The 22,101-nt window shown below is 26.9% G+C and carries 22 protein-coding genes; 7 read left to right on the plus strand and 15 right to left on the minus strand.

Going from position 1 to position 22,101, the window contains the following annotated elements:
* Positions 1 to 92: 92 nt before the first annotated feature.
* The 4 genes from ACFIJ5_RS16255 to ACFIJ5_RS16270 form a co-directional block, all read right to left on the minus strand.
* Entirely contained in the window at positions 93 to 1,172 is a 1,080-nt protein-coding gene (locus ACFIJ5_RS16255) for a 2,3-butanediol dehydrogenase (protein ID WP_379808887.1), read from the minus strand.
* Between the two features lie 280 nt (positions 1,173 to 1,452).
* Positions 1,453 to 3,423 (minus strand): sigma-54-dependent Fis family transcriptional regulator, encoded by a 1,971-nt coding sequence (locus tag ACFIJ5_RS16260; protein WP_404660783.1) that lies wholly within the window; start codon positions 3,421 to 3,423, stop codon positions 1,453 to 1,455.
* Between the two features lies 1 nt (position 3,424).
* Positions 3,425 to 4,384 carry a UV DNA damage repair endonuclease UvsE gene (uvsE, locus tag ACFIJ5_RS16265; protein WP_379808889.1) on the minus strand — a complete coding sequence of 320 codons (960 nt, stop codon included), beginning with the start codon at positions 4,382 to 4,384 and terminating at the stop codon, positions 3,425 to 3,427.
* A gap of 153 nt (positions 4,385 to 4,537) precedes the next feature.
* On the minus strand, positions 4,538 to 5,251 hold the full coding sequence (locus tag ACFIJ5_RS16270) for a M48 family metallopeptidase (RefSeq protein ID WP_379808891.1): 714 nt from the start codon (positions 5,249 to 5,251) through the stop codon (positions 4,538 to 4,540).
* Between the two features lie 150 nt (positions 5,252 to 5,401).
* Between ACFIJ5_RS16270 and ACFIJ5_RS16275 the strand changes: the two genes are divergently transcribed.
* The gene (locus ACFIJ5_RS16275; protein WP_379808893.1) at positions 5,402 to 5,893 is read left to right on the plus strand and encodes a LiaF transmembrane domain-containing protein; all 492 of its coding nucleotides are present in this window, start codon (positions 5,402 to 5,404) and stop codon (positions 5,891 to 5,893) included.
* Between the two features lie 330 nt (positions 5,894 to 6,223).
* Here ACFIJ5_RS16275 and recQ read toward each other — a convergent pair whose 3' ends face one another.
* Positions 6,224 to 8,380 carry a DNA helicase RecQ gene (recQ, locus tag ACFIJ5_RS16280; protein ID WP_379809633.1) on the minus strand — a complete coding sequence of 719 codons (2,157 nt, stop codon included), beginning with the start codon at positions 8,378 to 8,380 and terminating at the stop codon, positions 6,224 to 6,226.
* Between the two features lie 392 nt (positions 8,381 to 8,772).
* Between recQ and ACFIJ5_RS16285 the strand changes: the two genes are divergently transcribed.
* A complete protein-coding gene (locus tag ACFIJ5_RS16285) occupies positions 8,773 to 10,029 on the plus strand; it encodes a double-cubane-cluster-containing anaerobic reductase (RefSeq protein ID WP_379808895.1) in 1,257 nt (418 codons plus the stop codon).
* 15 nt (positions 10,030 to 10,044) lie between these two features.
* Positions 10,045 to 10,296: a DUF3343 domain-containing protein gene (locus ACFIJ5_RS16290; protein ID WP_379808897.1), complete on the plus strand. Its 252-nt coding sequence runs from the start codon at positions 10,045 to 10,047 to the stop codon at positions 10,294 to 10,296.
* 61 nt (positions 10,297 to 10,357) lie between these two features.
* Here the strand turns inward: ACFIJ5_RS16290 and ACFIJ5_RS16295 are convergent, their stop codons facing one another.
* From ACFIJ5_RS16295 to ACFIJ5_RS16325, 7 genes are all read right to left on the minus strand, one after another.
* Positions 10,358 to 10,660 (minus strand): ArsR/SmtB family transcription factor, encoded by a 303-nt coding sequence (locus ACFIJ5_RS16295; protein WP_379808899.1) that lies wholly within the window; start codon positions 10,658 to 10,660, stop codon positions 10,358 to 10,360.
* Positions 10,661 to 10,958: 298 nt separating this feature from the next.
* Positions 10,959 to 11,396: an ACT domain-containing protein gene (locus ACFIJ5_RS16300; protein ID WP_379808901.1), complete on the minus strand. Its 438-nt coding sequence runs from the start codon at positions 11,394 to 11,396 to the stop codon at positions 10,959 to 10,961.
* 105 nt (positions 11,397 to 11,501) lie between these two features.
* The gene (locus ACFIJ5_RS16305) at positions 11,502 to 12,458 is read right to left on the minus strand and encodes an L-threonine 3-dehydrogenase (RefSeq protein ID WP_379808903.1); all 957 of its coding nucleotides are present in this window, start codon (positions 12,456 to 12,458) and stop codon (positions 11,502 to 11,504) included.
* Positions 12,459 to 12,629: 171 nt separating this feature from the next.
* The gene (locus ACFIJ5_RS16310) at positions 12,630 to 13,823 is read right to left on the minus strand and encodes a glycine C-acetyltransferase (protein ID WP_379808905.1); all 1,194 of its coding nucleotides are present in this window, start codon (positions 13,821 to 13,823) and stop codon (positions 12,630 to 12,632) included.
* A 387-nt stretch (positions 13,824 to 14,210) separates the two neighbouring features.
* Complete coding sequence (locus tag ACFIJ5_RS16315) at positions 14,211 to 14,852, minus strand: hypothetical protein (RefSeq protein ID WP_379808907.1); 642 nt, start codon at positions 14,850 to 14,852, stop codon at positions 14,211 to 14,213.
* A 100-nt stretch (positions 14,853 to 14,952) separates the two neighbouring features.
* Positions 14,953 to 15,450 carry a methylated-DNA--[protein]-cysteine S-methyltransferase gene (locus ACFIJ5_RS16320; RefSeq protein ID WP_379808909.1) on the minus strand — a complete coding sequence of 166 codons (498 nt, stop codon included), beginning with the start codon at positions 15,448 to 15,450 and terminating at the stop codon, positions 14,953 to 14,955.
* Between the two features lie 158 nt (positions 15,451 to 15,608).
* A complete protein-coding gene (locus tag ACFIJ5_RS16325; protein ID WP_379808911.1) occupies positions 15,609 to 16,841 on the minus strand; it encodes a serine hydroxymethyltransferase in 1,233 nt (410 codons plus the stop codon).
* Positions 16,842 to 17,223: 382 nt separating this feature from the next.
* Between ACFIJ5_RS16325 and ACFIJ5_RS16330 the strand changes: the two genes are divergently transcribed.
* On the plus strand, positions 17,224 to 17,427 hold the full coding sequence (locus ACFIJ5_RS16330) for a hypothetical protein (protein WP_379808913.1): 204 nt from the start codon (positions 17,224 to 17,226) through the stop codon (positions 17,425 to 17,427).
* Between the two features lie 476 nt (positions 17,428 to 17,903).
* A complete protein-coding gene (locus tag ACFIJ5_RS16335) occupies positions 17,904 to 18,437 on the plus strand; it encodes a GNAT family N-acetyltransferase (RefSeq protein WP_379808915.1) in 534 nt (177 codons plus the stop codon).
* 298 nt (positions 18,438 to 18,735) lie between these two features.
* On the opposite strand, the gene ACFIJ5_RS16340 is transcribed toward ACFIJ5_RS16335, so the two are convergent.
* Positions 18,736 to 18,951, minus strand: coding sequence for a heavy-metal-associated domain-containing protein (locus ACFIJ5_RS16340; protein WP_379808917.1), 216 nt, complete (start codon positions 18,949 to 18,951; stop codon positions 18,736 to 18,738).
* A 215-nt stretch (positions 18,952 to 19,166) separates the two neighbouring features.
* Here ACFIJ5_RS16340 and ACFIJ5_RS16345 point away from each other — a divergent pair, with 215 nt between their 5' ends.
* Positions 19,167 to 19,814: an undecaprenyl diphosphate synthase family protein gene (locus ACFIJ5_RS16345; RefSeq protein WP_379808919.1), complete on the plus strand. Its 648-nt coding sequence runs from the start codon at positions 19,167 to 19,169 to the stop codon at positions 19,812 to 19,814.
* A gap of 157 nt (positions 19,815 to 19,971) precedes the next feature.
* On the opposite strand, the gene ACFIJ5_RS16350 is transcribed toward ACFIJ5_RS16345, so the two are convergent.
* On the minus strand, positions 19,972 to 20,382 hold the full coding sequence (locus ACFIJ5_RS16350) for a DUF1284 domain-containing protein (RefSeq protein ID WP_379808921.1): 411 nt from the start codon (positions 20,380 to 20,382) through the stop codon (positions 19,972 to 19,974).
* Positions 20,383 to 20,514: 132 nt separating this feature from the next.
* Between ACFIJ5_RS16350 and ACFIJ5_RS16355 the strand changes: the two genes are divergently transcribed.
* The gene (locus ACFIJ5_RS16355; RefSeq protein WP_379808923.1) at positions 20,515 to 21,066 is read left to right on the plus strand and encodes a biotin transporter BioY; all 552 of its coding nucleotides are present in this window, start codon (positions 20,515 to 20,517) and stop codon (positions 21,064 to 21,066) included.
* A gap of 57 nt (positions 21,067 to 21,123) precedes the next feature.
* Here the strand turns inward: ACFIJ5_RS16355 and ACFIJ5_RS16360 are convergent, their stop codons facing one another.
* On the minus strand, positions 21,124 to 22,059 hold the full coding sequence (locus ACFIJ5_RS16360) for a CobW family GTP-binding protein (protein WP_379808925.1): 936 nt from the start codon (positions 22,057 to 22,059) through the stop codon (positions 21,124 to 21,126).
* Between the last annotated feature and the right edge of the window lie 42 nt (positions 22,060 to 22,101).

A 22,101-nucleotide genomic window follows, 5' to 3' on the forward strand; every position in this document is an offset into this window, starting at 1 on the left:
TGCAATTCTCCTAGTTGTTGAAATTATAAATAAAAACATGTATCTAGAAACTAACTTATATTTCTTAGATACATGTTTTTATAAAAATTATTTTATTTCTCTAATAATTCTTCTTCTGGAGTTACTAAAATTTTAACATGCTTTTTCTTTTCTTTTCCTAATAATGTTTCAAATCCTTCTTTAACTATATCTTTTAATGCTACTCTTTTAGTTATCCAACCTTCGGCTTTAACTCTTTCGTCATTCATTACAGCCATTGTAGCTGGGAACTCATGTCTATATGCAAGTGTTCCGACAACTTTCTTTTCTGTAAGTACTATATCATTTGGATTAAAGCTTATATTTCCTTCCCAAATACTTGTTACAACCATAGTACCATCAGATTTTAAACTTGCAAGTCCTAAATCCCATCCTACTTGTGCACCAGTAGTTTCAAACGTAGCATCTACTCCAACTCCACCTGTAAGTCTTTTTATTTCTTCTGGAATATTAACTTCATTAGGATCTAATACTACATCCGCACCTGCTCTTTTTGCATATTCTTGTCTTACTGATTTTCTTTGCATTACTATTACAAGTTTAGCCCCTGCAGCTTTTAAACATTCAATAGTTCCTAATCCTATTGGACCTGCTCCTAAAACTAATGCTGTTTGTCCTATTTTGAAATTCGCCATTCTTACTGAATGAAACGCAACACATAGAGGTTCTACTAATGCTGCTTTATCATATGGTATGTTATCTGGTATTTTATGTACAAATTCTTTTGGGAAAACAGTGTATTCTGCAAATCCTCCACCACTTCCGCAAAGACCATGGAAACCTAATTTTGAACAAAGATTGTACTTTCCTTCTTTACAGGCAGGACATTCTCCACATACAACCATTGGTTCAACTACAACTCTATCTCCTGCTTTAAATTCTGTTACATCTTCACCAACTTCTACTACTTCTCCTGAAAATTCATGACCAAGTACAACTGGTGCTGTATTTCCACTTAATGGATGAGGTTGTCCAACTGGTATAAAAATTGGTCCTGCTAAGTATTCATGCAAATCAGATCCACATATTCCACACCATTTTACTTTTACTTTTACTAATCCTTTAGTTGCTTTTGGTTCCTCAATTTCTTCTACTCTAATATCATTTTTTCCATACCATAATGCTGCTTTCATATTACTTTTCCTCCTTAAACATTTTCTTATTTTATTCTGTAACTAATCACCTTAAGAATAATTTCATATAATCGTTAAATTATTAACACGTTTAAGAAGGTAGCAATTCTTGTGCCAAAAATAAAGTCCCTATTTTAGCTCTTTGTAATATTTTCCCTCTCATTTTTATACACTTGCATGTTTCATTTTGAGATTATTGAATTTTTTTCCTCTCATTTTTATACACTAAATCTAAAAATTTTTGTTAATGTCAAAAATAAAAATTTATAATTTCATATTATTATACTTCTAAATTATATTTTCTTATTTTTCTATACAAAGTAGCTCTACTTATACCTAAAATTTTAGATACAGCTAAAATATTTCCTTCAAATTTATTTAAAGCTCTTTGTATATTCATTTTCTCCATTTCGTCTAAAGTTAAAATTTCACACTCCGAATTATATATTTTTTTATCACAATTAATGCTAATTCCATTCATTAGTATATCTTCTGATAAATATTTTTCTGTTATCAAATCTTCTTCACATAAATAATAAGATCTTTGAACCACATTTTGCAATTCTCTTACATTACCTGGCCAATTATATATTTTTAACCTCTCCATATAATTTTCACTGTACCTTTTATTCAATGTATTTTTTTTATTTAATTTTCTTATAAAATGGGCTGTCAATAACTCTATGTCTTCTTTTCTTTCTTTTAAAGGTGTGGTTTTTATATTCATAACATTTAACCTATAATAAAGATCTTGTCTAAAATTTTTCTTTTTTATTTCCTCTTTTAAATTTCTATTTGTAGCTGCAACTATCCTTACATTTAGTTGTTTTTCATATTTACCACCTATTCGCATTACTGTCTTATTATCCAATACTCTTAAAAGCTTAGCTTGCATGTCTAAAGGTAATTCACCAATTTCATCTAAAAAAATAGTTCCACCATCTGCAAGTTCAAATTTACCTGGGTGTCCTTCTTTTAATGCTCCTGTAAAAGCTCCTTTTTCATACCCAAACAGTTCACTTTCTATAAGCTGACTAGGAAGTGAAGCACAATTTACTGCCACAAATGGTTTGTTCCACCTTCTACTATAATTGTGTATAGATTGTGCAAATAATTCTTTTCCAGTACCGCTAGGCCCTTCTATAAGAATATTACAATCACTGTATGCAGCTTTTTTACCATATTCTATCATTAATTTCATATCTCTATTATTTGTTTTTATATCAGCAAAATCATAGGAACTTTTACTAGCAAATAATTTATTTGCTACTTTATGTGCATATTCTTCATCTTTAAATGTAATAACTACTCCTGTAATTTTTTCTTGTGATTTTATAGGAACTGTATTTAATATACATCTTATTTGTTTGTTTTTTATATATAAGTTATAATCTATAGCATAATAATGTTTTCCCATTTTTAATGTATTTTTAATAAATTTAGCATCTTTAAATATAGTTTCTATATCCATGTGCATTATCTCACATTCAGTCAACTTCAAAATATTTTCTGCTGCCCTATTTGTTTTTAAAATTTTCAACTTTTCATCTGTTATTATTATTCCTTCAGACATGGACTCAAAAGAAGTATTCATAAGCTTATTGTAAACAGACAATTCCCACTGTTTTTCTATAGAACATGCTCCTGTAAGTACCATTCCCAACGTATGTGGATGTGCACTTTTATAGTTCCCTGACATATCTAAACAACCAATTATATTATTATTTTCATCATGTATTATAGCTGCAGAACAGGACCAAGAATGATGTTTTTCACAATAATGCTCTGCCCCTATTGTTTGAACAGGACTATCGATAACTAAAGCTGTTCCTATAGCATTAGTTCCTACAGCCTCTTCTGTCCATAGTGCCCCAACTAAAAAATTCAACTCATTTGCTCTTTCCATTATTTCTTTGTCACCTATTACATCCAGTAAATATCCTTCTTTGTCAGTTAATATTATAGAAGTCCCTGACCCTTTTACAATGTTATATAGATTTTTCATTATAGGACGTGCTATAGCTCTTAATTCTTCGTTTTCTTTTAATTTATCATTTATAAGTTCTTTTGATAGTCTCTTACCTAGTCCTCCTGAATAATCTACGCTGTACTTTTTACATCTTCTCCAAGAATCTGTTATTACCTGCCTTATGTAATTATCAATACTGTCATTATATATAAACTTTTTCCAAGCTTCTTTTGTCCTATGTAAATCCATGCCCAACCTTATCCCTCCGTACTCACAACTCATTTTATATTTCAAAAGTAGTTTTATCAATCCACTTCCATTTTGGTTGTATATTTTTCAAATCTTCTACTAATTTAAATAAAGCTACATCCTTCTTTTTTGCTTCTATCATTACATCTATATCTCTATCTACTTTTTTGCACATATTAATAAAATTTATAAAATCATGAACATTTATGTAATCAGCATGTTTTCTATCTTTTTCTCCATTTTTAGGGCTTGAAACATGTACTTTAGGTGGTAATTTCTCGTTATTCCATGTATTAAAAATGCATGGTAATAAATCTTCAATATTTTCTCCTTCATTATTACACACATAGTGATGAATATCTAAAACCATTGGTACACCTAATTTATTACATATATTCAACACATCATTTGTATTAAAAACCTTGTCATCATTTTCTAATATAATTCTTTCAGTAATCTCTCTTGGATAATTCATAAAATTTGTTATAAATCTTTCAATAGAATTTTCCTTTCCTTTTTGACCACTTCCAATATGAATTATCATTTTACCTTGCTCATAATCTATATCTTTAAAAAAATTCACATGAAAATATAAATTTCTTTTTGTATTCTCTACTACTTCTTCCCTTACACTATTTATTACATTAAACTCATTAGGATGAGTATCTATTCTCATATCATTTTCTTTTATAAACTTACCTAATCTCTCGAAATCTTTTTTAAATATCATTCTGTAATTCCATTCGTTAACTTCTGGATGTGTTGCTAAAGGTACTAGTGCTGATGTAACCCTATAAAAATGTATACAATTATCTTTATTATATTTTAGAATCTTATATAAATCATCTAAATTAGAAAGAGTTGTTTGTTTTAATTTATTAATTTTTTTCTCTTGTGAACTTAGCTTAGAATAATATGCATATGTTACATTACTTGAAGATGTAACTTTGGGAAGATTTAGTGATATAGCTACATAACCAAGCCTTACTCTCATTTAACATCACTCGCTTTTATAAAAAATTTAACTTATTACTTCTATTAGTTCAATCTAAATTCATATTACAAGTATTCTGTAATAAATTATAATGACTATATCTTTAATTATATTTTTTTCTTTACTCACTCTTTCTATACCTAAAAATACATTTTAGACATCCAACATTATGCCATTTTCCTTTAACCACTTTTTTTGTTCTTTATATTGAGGTAAAATACTCTCAACCTCATTCCAAAATTCCTTTGAATGATTTTTATGTGGCATATGGCTCATTTCATGTACTACTACATAATCAATAACTTCAATAGGTGCCATTATTATGCGCCAGTTAAAATACAAATTATTTATTCCTGTACATGTTCCCCATCTTCTTTTTTGTTCTTTTGCTTTTACTAACTTTGGCTTTTCAATAAAATATTTTTGATAATATTTAACTCTTTCTGAAATTATTTTTTGAGCCATTTTCTTATACCATTTTATTAAATATTTAGATATAACCTCATCACTTTCACAATTACTTTCTATGTAAAGTTTATTTTCATTTAATTGTATCACAGGAATTTTTACATTATTATTCTTTTCAATTTTTAATAAATATTCATTTCCTAAATACAGAAATTTTTCTCCTTGTACAAATTTTTTCTTAATGGATTCAAAATCTATTTGTTTAATTTTATTTAAATTTTTAATTATCCACTTTTGTTTACTTTGTACTAGTTCTATAATTCTATTTTGAGAAATTTTCTGTGGTACTTTAACAAGTATATTTCCTGTAGGATCTATTTGTATTTGTAGAGTTTTTCTTTTAGAACGTTTTATTTCAAATTCGATTAGCGTATTTTCATATTTAAAATTCAGATTCATAATCCCCCTCCTGTGTTTGAATTTATGTAATATTTATTAATATAATAATTTTATATAGTAATTTAGCAAATAATATTTTTATAGTAGTATCAATTTTGACATAATTATATTAATATTAATATATAAGTATTTTTAGAAAGGATGTTAAATATGAGAAAAACAAATTTTTTTTGGGGAATTGTACTAATTGTTTTTGGTGTCCTATTGCTACTAAATAAAACACTAAATATCGACTTAATAAATATGAACTATTTATGGCCTCTTTTTATACTTATTCCTGGTTTATCTATGGAATTTAATTTTTTCTCAAAAAGAACTAATCCAGGTGTTCTTGTTCCTGGAGGAATATTAACTACTATAGGTTTGTTATTTTTCTTTGAAATCTTTACTTCTTGGAGATTTGCAGCATATACTTGGCCTGTATATCTTCTAAGTGTAGCTATTGGATTATTCCAATTGTATTTGTTTTGTGAAAAAAACAATGGAATACTAGTTCCTGTTTTTATTTTAACTTTAATTGCAATAATGTCATTCTTAACAATGATATTTGGTGATATTTATCATTGGATTAATTATAGTCTTATTATTCCAATATTATGTATAGCATTAGGACTATATATTCTTATCAAAAACAGGAATTAAAAGCTATAAAATTAAGGAATCCTTTAATTATAATTAACTCAACTTTCGCAGGTGAAAAATAACCGCTACGGGAAATGATATCTTGCTTAGAAACCTTTCACTTCAGTAACAAGTTCTAAGCTTTACTCATATTGAAAAAAGATTTTTTAATTAATATTCCATAGGAATCAGTAATTAAAAAATAACTTTTTTCAAATTCGTAAAGCTAAGAACTTGTAAACTTTGTTCAAATGTTTCTTACGCAATATATCATTTCCCTTCGCTAAGCAGTATTTTTTTACTGCGAAAGTTGAACTAATAATCTATGAAACAAAAGGTTTCAGATCAACATCATGATATATTTTTGCTTTTCAAACACTTATACTTACAAATAACAGCCTTTATATCATTATACTCAACCTCATCTGGAAGCTCTTTTTTTATTGGAGTCAACTTTTCACAACCAATTTCATTAATTTTTTCAAGTATTAAATTTTCATATTTTTCAGGTATCAATCCATCAAAATTAACTTCATATCCTTCTAGCGCACACTTTATTATATGGTCTTTTACAGTCGCTATCTTCAATTCTCTTGATTCAGCTATTTTAGCTAATCCCATACCTTCTTTATACATATTTAGTGATATAATGTGACTTGGTATTTTTTCTTTTTTATTACTACTTTGTTTCTCCTCAATATAGTTATGTTGGCCTTTATCCTTTTTTATAATGTTATTTTGTTCCATATAATTAGTTATACTCTTTAAAAATTCTTCCCCATATCTTTCAAATTTAGTTTCTCCTACACCTTTCACGTGCAGCATTTCTTCTTTATTAGTAGGAAGTAATGTACTCATTTCTTTTAAACTACTATCAGCAAAAATAATATATGGTGGTACTTTTTGTCTTTCTGCAATTTCCCTTCTGAGTATTCTTAATTCGTCGAATAAAGAATTATCAATTTCAACTTTTTCTTTCCTTCTTGATATTTTTTGCATAACTTTTCTTTTATTCTTAATAACCTCTATAGATTTTTGTCTTAATTTTACTACTGGATATTCACCTTCAGTAATCATTAAATATTGATCTGCTATTAACACATTTATAAGATCTTTTATTTCCTTTATAGTATAATCTTTTATAATACCGTAAGTAGATAGTTTATCAAATTTCATATTTAAAACTTTTTTGTTTTTAGAACCTCTAAGAACATCTGCTATCATTGAAGTACCATATCTTTGATTCATTCTGTATATACAAGAAAATATCTTTTGTGCTTCAATAGTTATATCCTTAAGCTCACTATCATCTTTACAATTACTACAATTATCACATTTGTCAGGAATATTATTTTCTCCAAAATATTCTAATATATATTTTCTAAGACATTGTGAAGTATGACAATAATCTACCATTTCCTGAAGCTTTTTATATTCTAAATATTTTCTTTCAGGATTTAATATAGTTTGTTCTATAAGATATTTCTGAATCATTACATCTCGAGGACTAAATAATAAAATACATTCAGAAGGTTCTTCATCTCTTCCTGCTCTACCTGCTTCTTGATAATACGCTTCCATATTCTTAGTCATATTATAATGAATTACATATCTAACATTTGATTTGTCTATTCCCATTCCAAAAGCATTCGTAGCCACTATAATTTTATAATCATCATATAAAAATTTTTCTTGATTTTCATTTCTTTCACTATCATTCATTCCCGCATGATATTTTCCTATTTCATAGCCTTTTTGTTTTAAAAGCTCATATAAATTATCTACTTCTTTCCTTGTAGCTGCATAAATAATTCCGCTTGTATTATTATTGTCCTCTACATATTTCAATATAAAATCTTTTTTATTTTCGTTTTTTATAACTCTAAAACATAAATTTTTTCTATCAAATCCCGTAACATATGTATTAGGACTTTTTAAAGTTAAAAGTTTTATTATATCCTCTTTAACATTTTCTGTAGCTGTAGCCGTAAAAGCTGATATTATTGGTCTTTTCCTTAATGTATTTATTACTGGAGCAATGACTCTATAACTTGTTCTAAAATCATGTCCCCATTGTGATACACAATGTGCTTCATCTATTGCAATTTGAGAAATTTCAAGTGAATTTAATAAATCTATAAAAGAATTTACTTCCAATCTCTCAGGTGCTACATATAATAATTTATATTCTCCATCTCTGGCCTTTTCTATCGTATTGTCAACTTCTTTAGTACTTATAGAACTATTTATACATGCTGCAGGTATTCCTAAATTATTCAAAGTATCTACCTGGTCTTTCATAAGAGAAATTAAGGGTGATACAACAATAGTTATTCCTTCTAATATCATTGCTGGTATCTGGTAGCAAAGAGATTTACCACCACCTGTTGGCATTATAACAAATGTATCATTTCCTTCTAAAATACTCGTTATAATTTGTTCTTGCCCTTTTCTAAATGATGAATAACCATAATATTTTTTAAGAATATCTTTAGCTATTTCCTGCATTTTTCCACCTACTTCCATAATCCTTAACATTCATTGCTTATTCAACTTTCGCAGATAAAAATATCTTATTTATTATCATTGACAATTTTACTATTATTATATCATAACAACTATTCATGAATTTTAAAATTATATACAAAGTTTTTCTATAAAGGGAACTTTATTATTTGTCCTTTTAACTTTAATATTTATATTTTATTTTTATATAGTTAACAGTTTGGTAGCAAAATATCATTCATGGTTGTTTGCTTTATCAGCTGGGAAAGTTGAATTATTTAAATTTCTAATAGTTATATACACATCAATGATAATTTTCTATATGTAATCGTAATCATTATTATTATGGTAAAATTTAAACATACAGAAAATTTTATGTTAGGAGTGAACTTAAGATGGGAGATTATAGAAAGCTTTGGACAGATTTAGGAATTGATTTAAAAAAACATGATCAATTATGTGAAATACTACCAGAATTATATAGTTCCGTTTATTTAGAACAAGAAGATAGGCCTGAAGGAATGAACTATTATAACTATGTTGTGTCTGAAGTTCATGGAGCTAGAATTAAAGAACTAGATGAATTTAAAAAGAATGGTGGAAAAGTATTAGGTACATTTTGCGTATTTGTACCAGATGAAGTCATACTAGCTGCAGGCGCATTAGGAGTTGGTCTATGTGCTGGTTCAGAATTTTGGGTAGAGGGTGGAGAAAAAGTTCTTCCTAAAAATCTCTGTCCACTCATTAAAGCATTTACAGGAGCAAAAATTGATGCTACTTGTCCGTATTTTCAATCATGTGATATTTTAGTTGGTGAAACTACTTGTGATGGTAAGAAAAAAGCTTGGGAATTATTAAATAAATATGTTCCTGTACACGTTATGGATCTTCCTCAAATGAAAACAGAAAAAGACTATATAAAATGGCAAAATGAAATAAAAATATTCATAAAAAAAGTAGAACAATTAACTGGAAATAAAATCACTTTTGAAAAATTAAAATCAGCTATTAATTTAGTAAATAAAAAAAGAAGAGCTCTTAAAAGGCTTTATGATTTAAGAAAGTATAAACCTTCTCCTATTAGCGGTTTAGACTCACTTTTAATTTCTCAAATTGCATTTTACGATGATATAAATAGATTTACTGAAAATTTGAATAATCTTTGTGATGAATTAGAAGATAGAATAAAAAAAGAAAAACCTACAAAAAAGAGAATAATGATAACAGGAACCCCTATGGCACTTCCTAATTGGAAAATACATCATATTATTGAAAGCTTAGATGCTGAAGTAGTAGTAGAAGAAACTTGTACAGGAACAAGATATTTTGAAAATGAAGTCTGTGAAAATGGTGAAACTTTAGATGATTTAATAAAAAATATAGCAGATAGATATTTAAAAGTTAATTGTGCCTGTTTTACCCCTAATAGCGGAAGAATTGATGATATATTAAGATATGCCGGAGAATATAATGTGGATGGAGTTATAGATTATAATCTACCATTCTGCCATACATATGCCATTGAAGATGCTGATGTTAGACAAGTTTTAAAAGAACATAATATTCCTGTTATGCGTATAGAAACAGGATATTCTAATGAAGATTCTGGACAAATTAAAACTAGAGTAGAAGCTTTCTTAGAAATGATTTAAATATAAGGTGATACAATGATTAAAATTAAACATTATATACTTTTTCATAATCATACTAATGGAATTAAATTAGAATCTTTACTAAAAAAAGAAAAGATAAAATATATTATTTCTCCAACACCAAGGCAACTTTCAGCTTCTTGTGGTATATCCATAATATACAATGAAAAGGATGAAGAAAAAATAAAAAAAATAATTAAAGAAAACCATATTGAAACAGCAGGTTTTCATACTATAAAAAAAGAAATTAAAAACTTTTATTGCTAAAATACATATATCTATTCCTAAAAGCATGATTGTAATATTATAATCATGCTTTTTAAATATTTTATTTTATAGTAAAATTATGCTCATCAAAAAATACATTAACAATTTTTCTTACATCATCATTTATTAATGAATAAACTATCTCAACTCCGCGCCTTTGTCCTTTAATTATTCCCTTTGATTTTAAAATAGCAACATTCTGTGATACTGTTGATTGAGGGATTTCTAAACATTCCTGCATTTGTGATACATTTAAGTCTTCATTCAATAATCTGCAAATTATACATAATCTAGTAGGATGACCTATTGCTTTTAAAATTTCAGCCCAATCACTTAACTTTTCCTTATACCTTTCTTTATCCACTTTAATCCCCCTTTCTTTGAATATATCGCATTTTTAAAATATATTAACTATTTAAATTTTAAAAGATATTTTTTACCTTGTCAATTACTACCCTATTTTGAAATACATAAACTAAAATTTATAGAAATAACATGTAATTGATTAGCAACTCAACTTTCGCAGTAAAAAAATACTGTCTATCGGAGGGAAATAATATATTGCATAAGAAACATTTGAACAAAGTTTATAAGTTCTTAGCAAGATATCATTTCCCACAGCGACTATTTTTCACCTGCGAAAGTTGAATTATTAATTAATACTACTCCATAGCAATTAGATTTACTTTAATAACATTTCTCATTTTTTCCACGTCTGCAATTAATTCATTTAAGTCAACATCTAAACCAGACATATTAAAAGTTATTGTAACATTGGCGGCATTATTTATAGGTATATCTTGATTAATTGTTAAAATATTTCCATCATGTAAAGCTATTTTATCTAGTATACCCGATAAAGTTCCTCTTTCATGTTCTAAAAGTAATGCCATTGTAGCTTTTTGACCTTTTACACTCTCTGATAACGTAAATATAGCATCTTTATATTTGTAGTATGTACTTCTACTTATGCCAACTTTCTTCACTCCTTCAGAGATATCTTTAACTTTTCCCTTATACAATAATTGTTTAACTTCTATAACTTTCTCAAAAACATCTGGAAGCACACGTGAATCAACTATTAAATATTTATTTTTCATATACTCACCTCTTTAAGTATAGTAAAAAGTACATTACTTGCTATTTTAAATTATTATGCAAATAATGTACTTTATATTTTAAATAACTATGACGATTTTAACAAGTTACTTTATATTTAATTTTACTTTTAATTTTTCAAGCATGTCTTTTGTCATTAAATCCAAATCATATTTTGGTTTAAATCCCCACTCTTCACGTGCTGCAGTATCATCAATTGAATTTGGCCATGAATCTGCAATTGCTTGTCTTACAGGATCTACATCATAAGTCATTTCAAATTCTGGTATATATTTTTTGATTGCATCTGCTACATGTTCTGGTGCAAAACTCATAGCTGTTATATTGAATGCATTTCTATGTTTTAATTTTGATGGGTCTGCTTCCATTAATTTTACTATTGCATCCAATGCATCTGGTATATACATCATATCCATATATGTTCCTTTTTTTATAAATGAAGCATATTTTTTATCCTGTAGAGCTTTATAATAAATATCTACAGCATAATCTGTAGTACCTCCACCTGGTAATGTTTTATATGATATTAATCCTGGGAAACGTACTCCTCTTGTGTCTACTCCAAATCTTTTAAAATAATAATCACATAAAAGTTCTCCTGAAACTTTTGTTACTCCATACATTGTTTGAGGTCTTTGAATAGTATCTTGTGGAGTTTTATCTTTTGGTGTTGATGGACCAAATGCACCTATTGAACTTGGTGTAAAGAATGAACACTTTAATTCCCTAGCTACTTCTAGTGCATTAAATAATCCACCCATATTTATATTCCAAGCAAGTACTGGTTTTGCTTCTGCTACTGCTGATAATAATGCTGCTAAATGAATTATTGTGTCTGCTTTATACTTGCTAGCAATCTCACCGAATTTCTTACCATCTGTTACATCTACTATTTCAAAAGGACCAGATTTAACAACATCATTATTTTCTGGCTTTCTTATATCTGTTGCTATAACATTATCTGCTCCATATGTATTTCTTAATTTCATTGTAATTTCTGAACCTATTTGTCCTAAACATCCTGTTACTAATATTTTTTTCATTAAACTCCCCTCCATTTTTATTAATTACTGGTTACTAAAATTTAATATTAGCAGCTAACTTAATATAACTAGAAGCGAATTAATAAACAATCTTTAATTAGCTATTACTAATATTATGGCTCCCCCCCTTTTAGTAACCAGTAATATTTAACTATATCTATATAATTTATACTATTTTATAACTCCAAGTTCTTTACCAACTTTTCCGTATATTTTAAGAGCTTTATCTAACATCTCTTTAGTATGTGTTGAAGTTGGCATATTTCTAACTCTAGCTGTTCCAAGTGGTACTGTTGGATATACTATTGATTTAGCATATACTCCTTCTTCTCTTAATCTTGCACTAAATTTTTGTGCTGTTTTTTCATCCCCTATAATACATGGAGTTATTGGTGTTTCACTCTTACCAATATTAAATCCTAATTTATTTAAACCTTTCTTTAAATAATCTCCATTTTCCCATAATTTATCTACAACTTCTGAGCTTTCAGTTAATATATTTAATGCTTCTAATACAGCAGCTGCTGCTCCTGGAGTTAAAGATGTAGAGAATAAAAATGGTCTTGCTCTTACTTTTAACCAATCAATTAAATCTTTAGTTCCTGTTACGCAACCACCTACTACTCCTAATGCCTTTGATAATGTTCCTATTTCTAAATCAACTCTTCCTTCAAGTCCAAAGTGATGTACAATTCCTTTTCCTTTTCCAAGTACTCCTTCACCATGAGCATCATCTACATATGTTATTAAATCATATTCCTCTGCTATTTCAACTATTTCTGGAAGTTTAGCTATATCTCCGTCCATAGAAAATACTCCATCAGTTATTACCATTATCTTTCCATATTGTCCACTTTCTTTTGCTTCTTTTGCTTTCTTTCTCAAATCATCCATGTCTGAGTGTTTAACTCTAATTATTTTTGCTTTTGAAAGTTTACATCCATCTATTATTGAAGCATGATTTAATTCATCAGATAATATAGCATCATTTTTATTCATTATTGCTTGAATTGCACCTGCATTACAATTAAATCCAGATTGAAATGCTATAGCAGCTCCTGCTCCCTTAAATTCTGCAATTTTCTTTTCTAATTTGTCATGTATATCTAATGTACCATTTATTGTTCTAACTGCTCCTGCTCCTACTCCATACTTATCTATTGCTTTTTTATCAGCTTCCATCATTTTTTCATTTGTTGCAAAACCTAAATAGTTATTAGATGATAAATTTATTAATTCCTTTCCATTTATCTTAATAATTGGTGCATTTGGGCTTTCTAATGATTCAATCTCATTGTATAATCCTTTATTCTTTAAATCATCTAACCCTTCTTTTAAGAAATTTTCTAAGCATTTACTTCCCATATTATTTACCTCCTTAATTTTTTAATATATTTTCTTTGCTGAAATTGTTTTATGTATTTTAAACGTTTACTTCCATTGTGTAAATAATAAAAACGTCATATGTTTTTCTATGAAGTACATATATTATTTTTTGTCTTTATTTAATTGTATCAGACTATAAAAATAAATCCAAGTCTATATTTAATTAAAATCCTTTGAATTCTTTAATTTTTTTAAATTTTCTAATGTTTTCATTAAATTTTATACTATTTTCAAAATTATACTATACTTGAAATTTATGCTCTAATATTTTGTACTTTAATCTCATAGTACATACAAAAAATCAGCATATAATAACTTATACACTGACTTTACCTGTTATTCCTCTTGTTATAAACTAATATTACTTTAAGAAATTGAGCATTCCATATCCTCTATTATTTTATCTATTTTTTGTAATATACATCTATATTCTTCTTTTATTAGATTATTATCATATAATTCCTTATATGTTATTACTTCTACATCAAATTGTAAAACTTTTTTAAAATTAGATCCATATATCTTTTGTAAAAAAATTTCATAATCAATTTTTATACAATACTCATTTACCTCTTCACCACTAAATTGTTGTATATGTTTATTCATTTTTTCTATAATTGCATATAATTGATATATACAACTCATTTCCTTTAGCTCAAATCTACTCGTTAAAACTGCTACTGAATGTGAATAATCTTTATTTATAGGTATTGGATATTTATATATATTTTCTTTTTTATCAATTTGCTTTAATGCTCTTATGCTTTGAAATAGTGCATTACAAATATCCAATCGAATGATAGTCATTTCTTTACAAATATCACTAATTTCTTTCTTCTGATTATGTTGTTGTTTTTTCTTAAAAATTTTATCTTCTTGAGCAATACTTACAGATGTAGCTCTTTTTGTTGTAATTGAACTACATATTGCACCAATTAAAGCTCCACATACAATTGATATGGCTGATATTATAGTATTTGTGTATTCTTTAGGTAATATGTTTTGCATTTATGTAAATCCTTTCTACATAAAAATACTAAATATAATTCATTTACATATAGTATATTTCCCACTGCAAATTATTTTATTCCTTACACATATACTCATATTAAATTTTATTTTTCATTTCTAAATCTATTAAAAATTTTTTAAAATCAATATTTTTTCCATTTCTTTCACCCATATATCCACCTATATTCCCATTTTTATTGATAACTCTATGACATGGTATAAATATTGGAATTTTGTTAACTTTATTTGCTTGTCCCACAGCCTGTATAGCCCTTGGATTTTCTATTTTTTTTGCTATATCACTATAACTTGTTGTTTCCCCATAAGGTATGCTTAATAAAGCATTCCAAACCTTTTTTTGAAACTTTGTTCCTTGAATATCAAGGGGAATTGTAAATATTTTTCTATTTCCTTGAAAATATTCTTCTAGCTGAATAATTGCATCTTTACATTTAACTAAATCTCTTTCAATATGATTTAATTTCTGTGTGAACTCCTTCCAATTTTTATCTCCTATTATTACATTACTTACACAATTTTCTTGTAAAACTATAAAAATATTTCCTATTTTTGAACAATAAACATCATATACCATTTTAGTTTTCTCCTTTAAAATATTTGTGGAACAGAGGCACATATTAGATAAAAGAACTTTCCCTTTAGTAAGAAATTATAAATTTATAATTTTCTTAATAAAAATAAAACTGCTTTTACAAATATTTTTTTGCAAAAGCAGTTTTACGTTCAAATTAATTATTTATATAATGGAAATCTGTTACATAAATCTAATACTCTTTCTTTTAATCCCTCTAAGTTTTCTGGATTATCTATAGCTTTAGAAATTATGTCCGCTATTTCTAACATTTCATTTTCTTTCATACCTCTTGTTGTGATGGCTGGAGTTCCTAGTCTAATCCCACTTGTTACAAATGGACTTTTCGTTTCAAAAGGTACTGAATTTCTATTTGCTGTTATATTAACTTTTTCTAAAATATTCTGAGCATCTTTACCTGTTACATTCTTATTATTTAAATTTATAAGAATAAGATGGTTATCAGTTCCACCAGAAACAAGGTTAAATCCATTATCTAATAAACCCTTTGCTAAAGCTTTTGCATTTCTAACTACTTGTTTTTGATATTCTTTAAATTCATCGCCTAAAGCTTCTTTAAAACATATAGCTTTTGCTGCTACTATATGCATCAAAGGACCTCCTTGAGTTCCTGGAAATACAGCCTTATCTATTTGTTTTGCAAATTCCTTTTTACAAAGTATTGCTCCACCTCTTGGTCCTCTTAAAGTTTTATGAGTTGTTGTAGTTACAATATGTGCATATTCTACTGGATTTGGATGAAGTCCTGCTGCTACAAGTCCAGCAATATGAGCCATATCAACCATTAAATATGCTCCTACTTCATCAGCAATTTCTCTAAATTTAGCAAAATCAATAATTCTAGGATATGCACTAGCTCCTGCAACTATAAGTTTAGGTTTAGCTTCCTTTGCTATTCTTCTAACTTCTTCGTAATCAATAGTTTCTGTTTCTTTATCTACACCATATGATACAACATTAAAATAACTTCCTGATATATTAACTGGACTTCCATGTGTTAAATGTCCTCCATGAGATAAATTCATCCCTAATATTGTATCACCTGGCTTAAGTATTGCAAAATAAGCTGCTATGTTTGCACTTGAACCTGAATGTGGCTGAACATTTACATGTTCTGCTCCAAATAACTTTTTAAGTCTTTCCCTAGCCGCTTCTTCTACCTTATCTACAAATTCACATCCACCATAATATCTTTTTCCTGGATAACCTTCTGCATATTTGTTAGTTAAATGGCTTCCCATAGCCTCAATAACTGTTGGACTAGCAAAATTTTCTGAAGCAATAAGTTCTAAGTGCTCTCTTTGTCTTTTGAGTTCTTCCTCCATTATTACTGCTAATTCATTATCATTTTCATAGATCAACTTATCTATCATCTTGTGTGCCTCCCCCTCATTTTTTTATATTTATTGATATTTAATGAATATTTTACATAAAATAACTTTATATCGTTATTTTAATAATATTCTATCACATTTTTCATTAATTTTGTGAATTTTTTTTGTTTTTTTAATATTTAGTTTCATTTTTTAATATTTGTCTATAAAAAAAATTAAAAATTAACTCATCACACCATAAATATGTCACATTAGCACTAAAAGTATACACTATATAGATAAATATTATTTTTCTTCTATCTTGAAAACTTTATCCCCTATTAATTTTGCACACTAAATCTTAATAATTCAAAGTATACTTATATATTTTATGTAAATAATACTAATTAAAATGGATTTTTATAGATTGGAGGTATCTCTTATGCATAGTAAAATAAATCAAATGATAAACGATGGATATAAAATTTTAAAATTTCAAAGAGATGTAGATCTTAAAACTAATGAAGAATTTGGACTTATAGAAATGAAAGCTTTAGATGGATATAGAAAAACTATCAATGTAAGCAGTGACCAAGCAGACGAAATTGAAAAAATTCTTTTTAAATTTCTAAAAGATTCAAATTAATATAATTAATAAATGATTATGCTGTCTCAAAATAAAAGTACAATATATTTTGAGGCAGCTCTTTGTTTTGTATAATTTTAATTTTGCAAAATGAATATTTATGATAAACTATTAATAATTTAACCATCACATTAAGAAAAATGAAACCTTAACAATGATGTCTTTCTACAAAATTAGTAACTCAACTTTCGCAAATAGAATGCAATCGCTGCGGGAAATGATATCTTGCTCAGAAACCTTTCACTTCAATAACAAGTTCTAAACTTTACTCATATTGAAAAAAGATTTTTTAATTAATATTCCATAGGAATCAGTAATTAAAAAATGATTTTTTTCAAATTCGTAAAGCTAAGAACTTGTAAACTTTGTTCAAATGTTTCCTACGCAATATATCATTTTCCTTCGCTAGGCAGTATTTTTTTACTGTGAAAGTTGAATTAGTAACTAACCAAATAATTCTTAAAAGAGGTGATTTTATGAAAATAGTAAAAGCTTTAAATGAAGATCTATCAAATATTATGCTGTTAATTTCAAGTGCAGTAAAAAAAATGAATATGGAAGGTTCTTATCAGTGGGATAACTGTTATCCTAATGAAGAAGTAATTTCTACTGATATAAAAGAAAATTCTCTTTACATATTAAAAGATGGTGAAAACTATTTGGGAATTATAGTTCTTAATGAAGAGCAACCAGTTGAATATAAAGATGTTAATTGGGAAAATTCTATTGGAAATATTTTAGTTATACATAGAATGGCTGTTAATCCCTTATATCAAGGTCAAGGTATTGCAAAAAAATTGATGCAATTTACTGAAGAATTTGCATTAAAAAATAATTACCTTTCTATTAGAACAGATACGTATATTGAAAATATAAAAATGCAATCTCTTTTCACAAAATGCGGATACAACAAAACTGGAAGTGTTTTTTTTAATAATGGTAAGCAAAAACCTTTCTTATGTTATGAGAAAATTATTAACTTAACTTTCACAGATGAAAACAGTCACTGAACGAAATAATACCTTACTCTGAAACTTTTTACTGCACAAAATAAGTCTTTGACATAAATATATGAAGTTAGTAAATGTGTATTTAGGTAAAGTACATAGTACAAAGTTTAAAGAACAAATAAGGATGTTTTTATTTCAGGAAATTTTTCATTATTTCTTCTCTATTCTTTGTACTTTATCTTTGTATTTGCCATAAATATTAAGTTTTATTTTTTAATATAAAAATGTTATTTTTTTTAACAAGATTACTAATTATTTATTCAAATTTTTTTACTACAAAAGTTAAGTTATTAAACGCTTATTCTTTTTCTATACTTATAACATCATATCCTGCTTCTTCTACAGTCTCCTTTAATATACTATCCTCAATATTATCTTTCATATCTATTAAAGCTGATTTTTTATCTAAATTGACATCTACATTGTTAACTGATTTTAAATCAGACAGTACATTCTTTACACGCATAGCACAATGACCACAGCTCATACCATCTATTAATAATTTCTTTTTCATAAACATCTCTCCCTTTGTATAATTTTATATTTTTAATTGTTTCACATACCCCTGTAGGGTAAATAAGCATATTTAAATTATATATCTTATTCCATCTATTATCAACTTAATGTAAAAAAATTATTATATTATAGATTTAATTAGTTACAATGATTATTTTATGTAAAAATTGGTTAAAATATTATGTAGTACAATTGAAATTAGGATGTGATTGCATGAGACTACCAAAACACATAGGAATTATACCCGATGGTAACAGACGCTGGGCAACAAATCATGGTTTAACCAAAGACAAAGGATATGACTCTGGATTAAATCCTGGATTAATCTTATTTAAACTTTGTAAAAACATAGGAATAAAAGAATTAACATACTACGGCTTTACTACTGATAATACTAAAAGACCTTCTATACAAAGAAAAGCATTTACCAACTCTTGTGTAAAAGCTGTAGAAATGATAAGTAATCAAGACGCTTCATTATTAGTAGTAGGTAATACAAATTCTAAAATGTTCCCTAAAGAACTTTTACCATATACTGAACATAGAACAGTTTTTGGTAAAGGAGATATTAAAGTCAATTTTTTAGTGAATTATGGTTGGGAATGGGATTTAGGTAACTTACCACAAGACAATAATATGAATAGAAAAACTATTGTAGATTATTTAAAATCTAATGACATATCTAGAATAGACCTAATTATACGCTGGGGAGGAAGAAGACGATTAAGTGGTTTTTTACCTGTACAATCAGTTTATTCAGATTTTTATGTAATCGATGATTACTGGCCTGATTTTAAACCTGAACATTTACATAATGCACTTAAATGGTACAATAACCAAGATATTACCTTAGGAGGATAAATGACTGTCTCAAAATAAAAAATAATACAATATATTGATTATTTCTTAAATTAATATCTTAATATATTGTATCTAAAATCTATTTTGAGACGTTCCCTTTTAATTATAGAAATCAATTCTTTTACCTTGTTTATTTATGCCTTCCAACCTAACTTTTTCATTTTGATATATTTATTGCTTCTTTAAACCATAAACATACTTTTTTCCAACTACAATTTCCACAAACATAATTTGCCTCAGGAAAATTTTTTAGTTTGTCATTAGCAAATTGAAATATTTCTTTAGATTTTAATGTTGTTCCTATATGCATTTTTAATTTTTCCATAACCCGACTATCTATTTTATTTACTTTTACCTTATCTATACAAACATTATTTATGTTATTTGGACACTTTTTACATATATCATCGCATCCCTCAATAATTTCAATATCTATATTGGTGTCTTTTTTTATAATTTCAATTATTTTTTTCATATTTTTTGCGAAATCACTATCATATCCATAGCCTTGAAATCCCTGCATACATAGCATATGATGGGGTCTTATATATAATGTTCTATTTTCCACTTTATCCTCTCCCTATCTATATATAATTGTAAACTTTATATATTATAAAGTTGACAATTATATTTTAATATTATATTATCATATTGTAAACTAAATATTAATTCTAAAGTTAACAATTATGGAGGTAATATTATGAGAACAAAAGATATAACTTTAGTTGGATTATTTGCTGCATTAATGGTTATAGGTGCGTATATTTCAATACCTACCCCATGGGTTCCTCTTACTTTTCAACCGTTCTTTGCTTGTTTAGCTGGTGTTCTGTTAGGTTCAAGATTAGGTGCACTTTCTCAAATAGTTTATGTATTAATAGGTTTAATTGGAGCTCCTGTTTTTCAAGGAGGAAGTGGTGGACCTGGTAGTATATTATCGCCCACTTTTGGTTATCTTATAGGTTTTATAATAGGCGCTTATGTTATTGGTAAAATAACAGAAAATAGAAATATAAATATAAAAAATCTTACTGTTGGAATTTATTGTGGATTATCTATTTTTTATATTTTTGGTGTTCTTTATTTGTATTTAATATTAAACTTTTATTTAAATAAACCTATAAATGTAGCTAAAGCACTTCAATTAGGTTTTACTCCTTTTATAATAAAAGATTTAGTTTTTAGCGGTGTTGCAGTAATAGTTGCTCATAAAACACTACCTGCTCTAAAAAAATCTGGACTTTCAGTATAAAACCAAAATTAATAAAAGTATGGAGTTATAATCAATTATATCTCCATACTTTTATTTTTAATTTCTTAACTTCATATCATTTTTAACAATTTCATTCCAAGTATCTATTATTGGTTTAATTACTTTTGGACCTATTTTAGATATAATAACTAACTTAGAATCTTCTTTTTTATCTTCACACTTTTTGTAATCTATTTTACTATTTACCACATCTACTTGATTCCATCCATTATCTAAATAAAGAAATCCTTTCATTCTGTATGTATCCTTTGAAACTATCTCTAAAAATTTATTTAATTCTTCTTTATTAACTTGTCCATTATAAGTTAATGTTAATGTTTTTGGCTTACTATTAGGAGTATTAGTTGTATCTTCTCCTTCTATTTCTTGATTTTTAATTATATCTTTATATAAAAAATCATATTCAAATTTTCCAAAAGATGCTTCTTTAATTTCAACTTTATCATTTATTTGGCGAATCTTTTCTTTAATTTCATTTAGAATTTCTTCAGATACCAAATCTGTTTTATTTATTACCACAAGATGACAAAATTTTATTTGTCTTTCAACTGTTTCTAACTCTTGTACTTGCTGTAAAAAATTAAGGGCATCTACAATACATATTGCTCCTTTATAATCATAAACATCTCCTTCAGTCTGTTTAACACCATAAAGAACATCTCCTATATTTGAAGGATCTGCAAGTCCTGAGCTCTCAACAAATAAATAATTTAAATCTTTATCTGCCATTTCTGCCATAGCTGATACAAAAGATAATTTTAGACAAGAACAAAAAATAGAACCTCTATTGATTTCCACAAGCTCCATGCCTTGTTTTTTAATTATTGGTCCATCAATTCCTATTTTGCCAAATTCATTCATTATTACTCCAATTTTTTCATTTGATAAATCATTTAATAAATTAGTCAAAAAAGTAGTTTTTCCTGATCCTAGAAATCCAGACAACAAATATAACTTTATATTTTTCTTCATATATTTCACCTCACCATTAAAACCTTTACATATATTATACAA

This window comes from Haloimpatiens myeolchijeotgali (assembly GCF_042688525.2).
GTDB lineage: Bacteria > Bacillota > Clostridia > Clostridiales > Clostridiaceae > Haloimpatiens.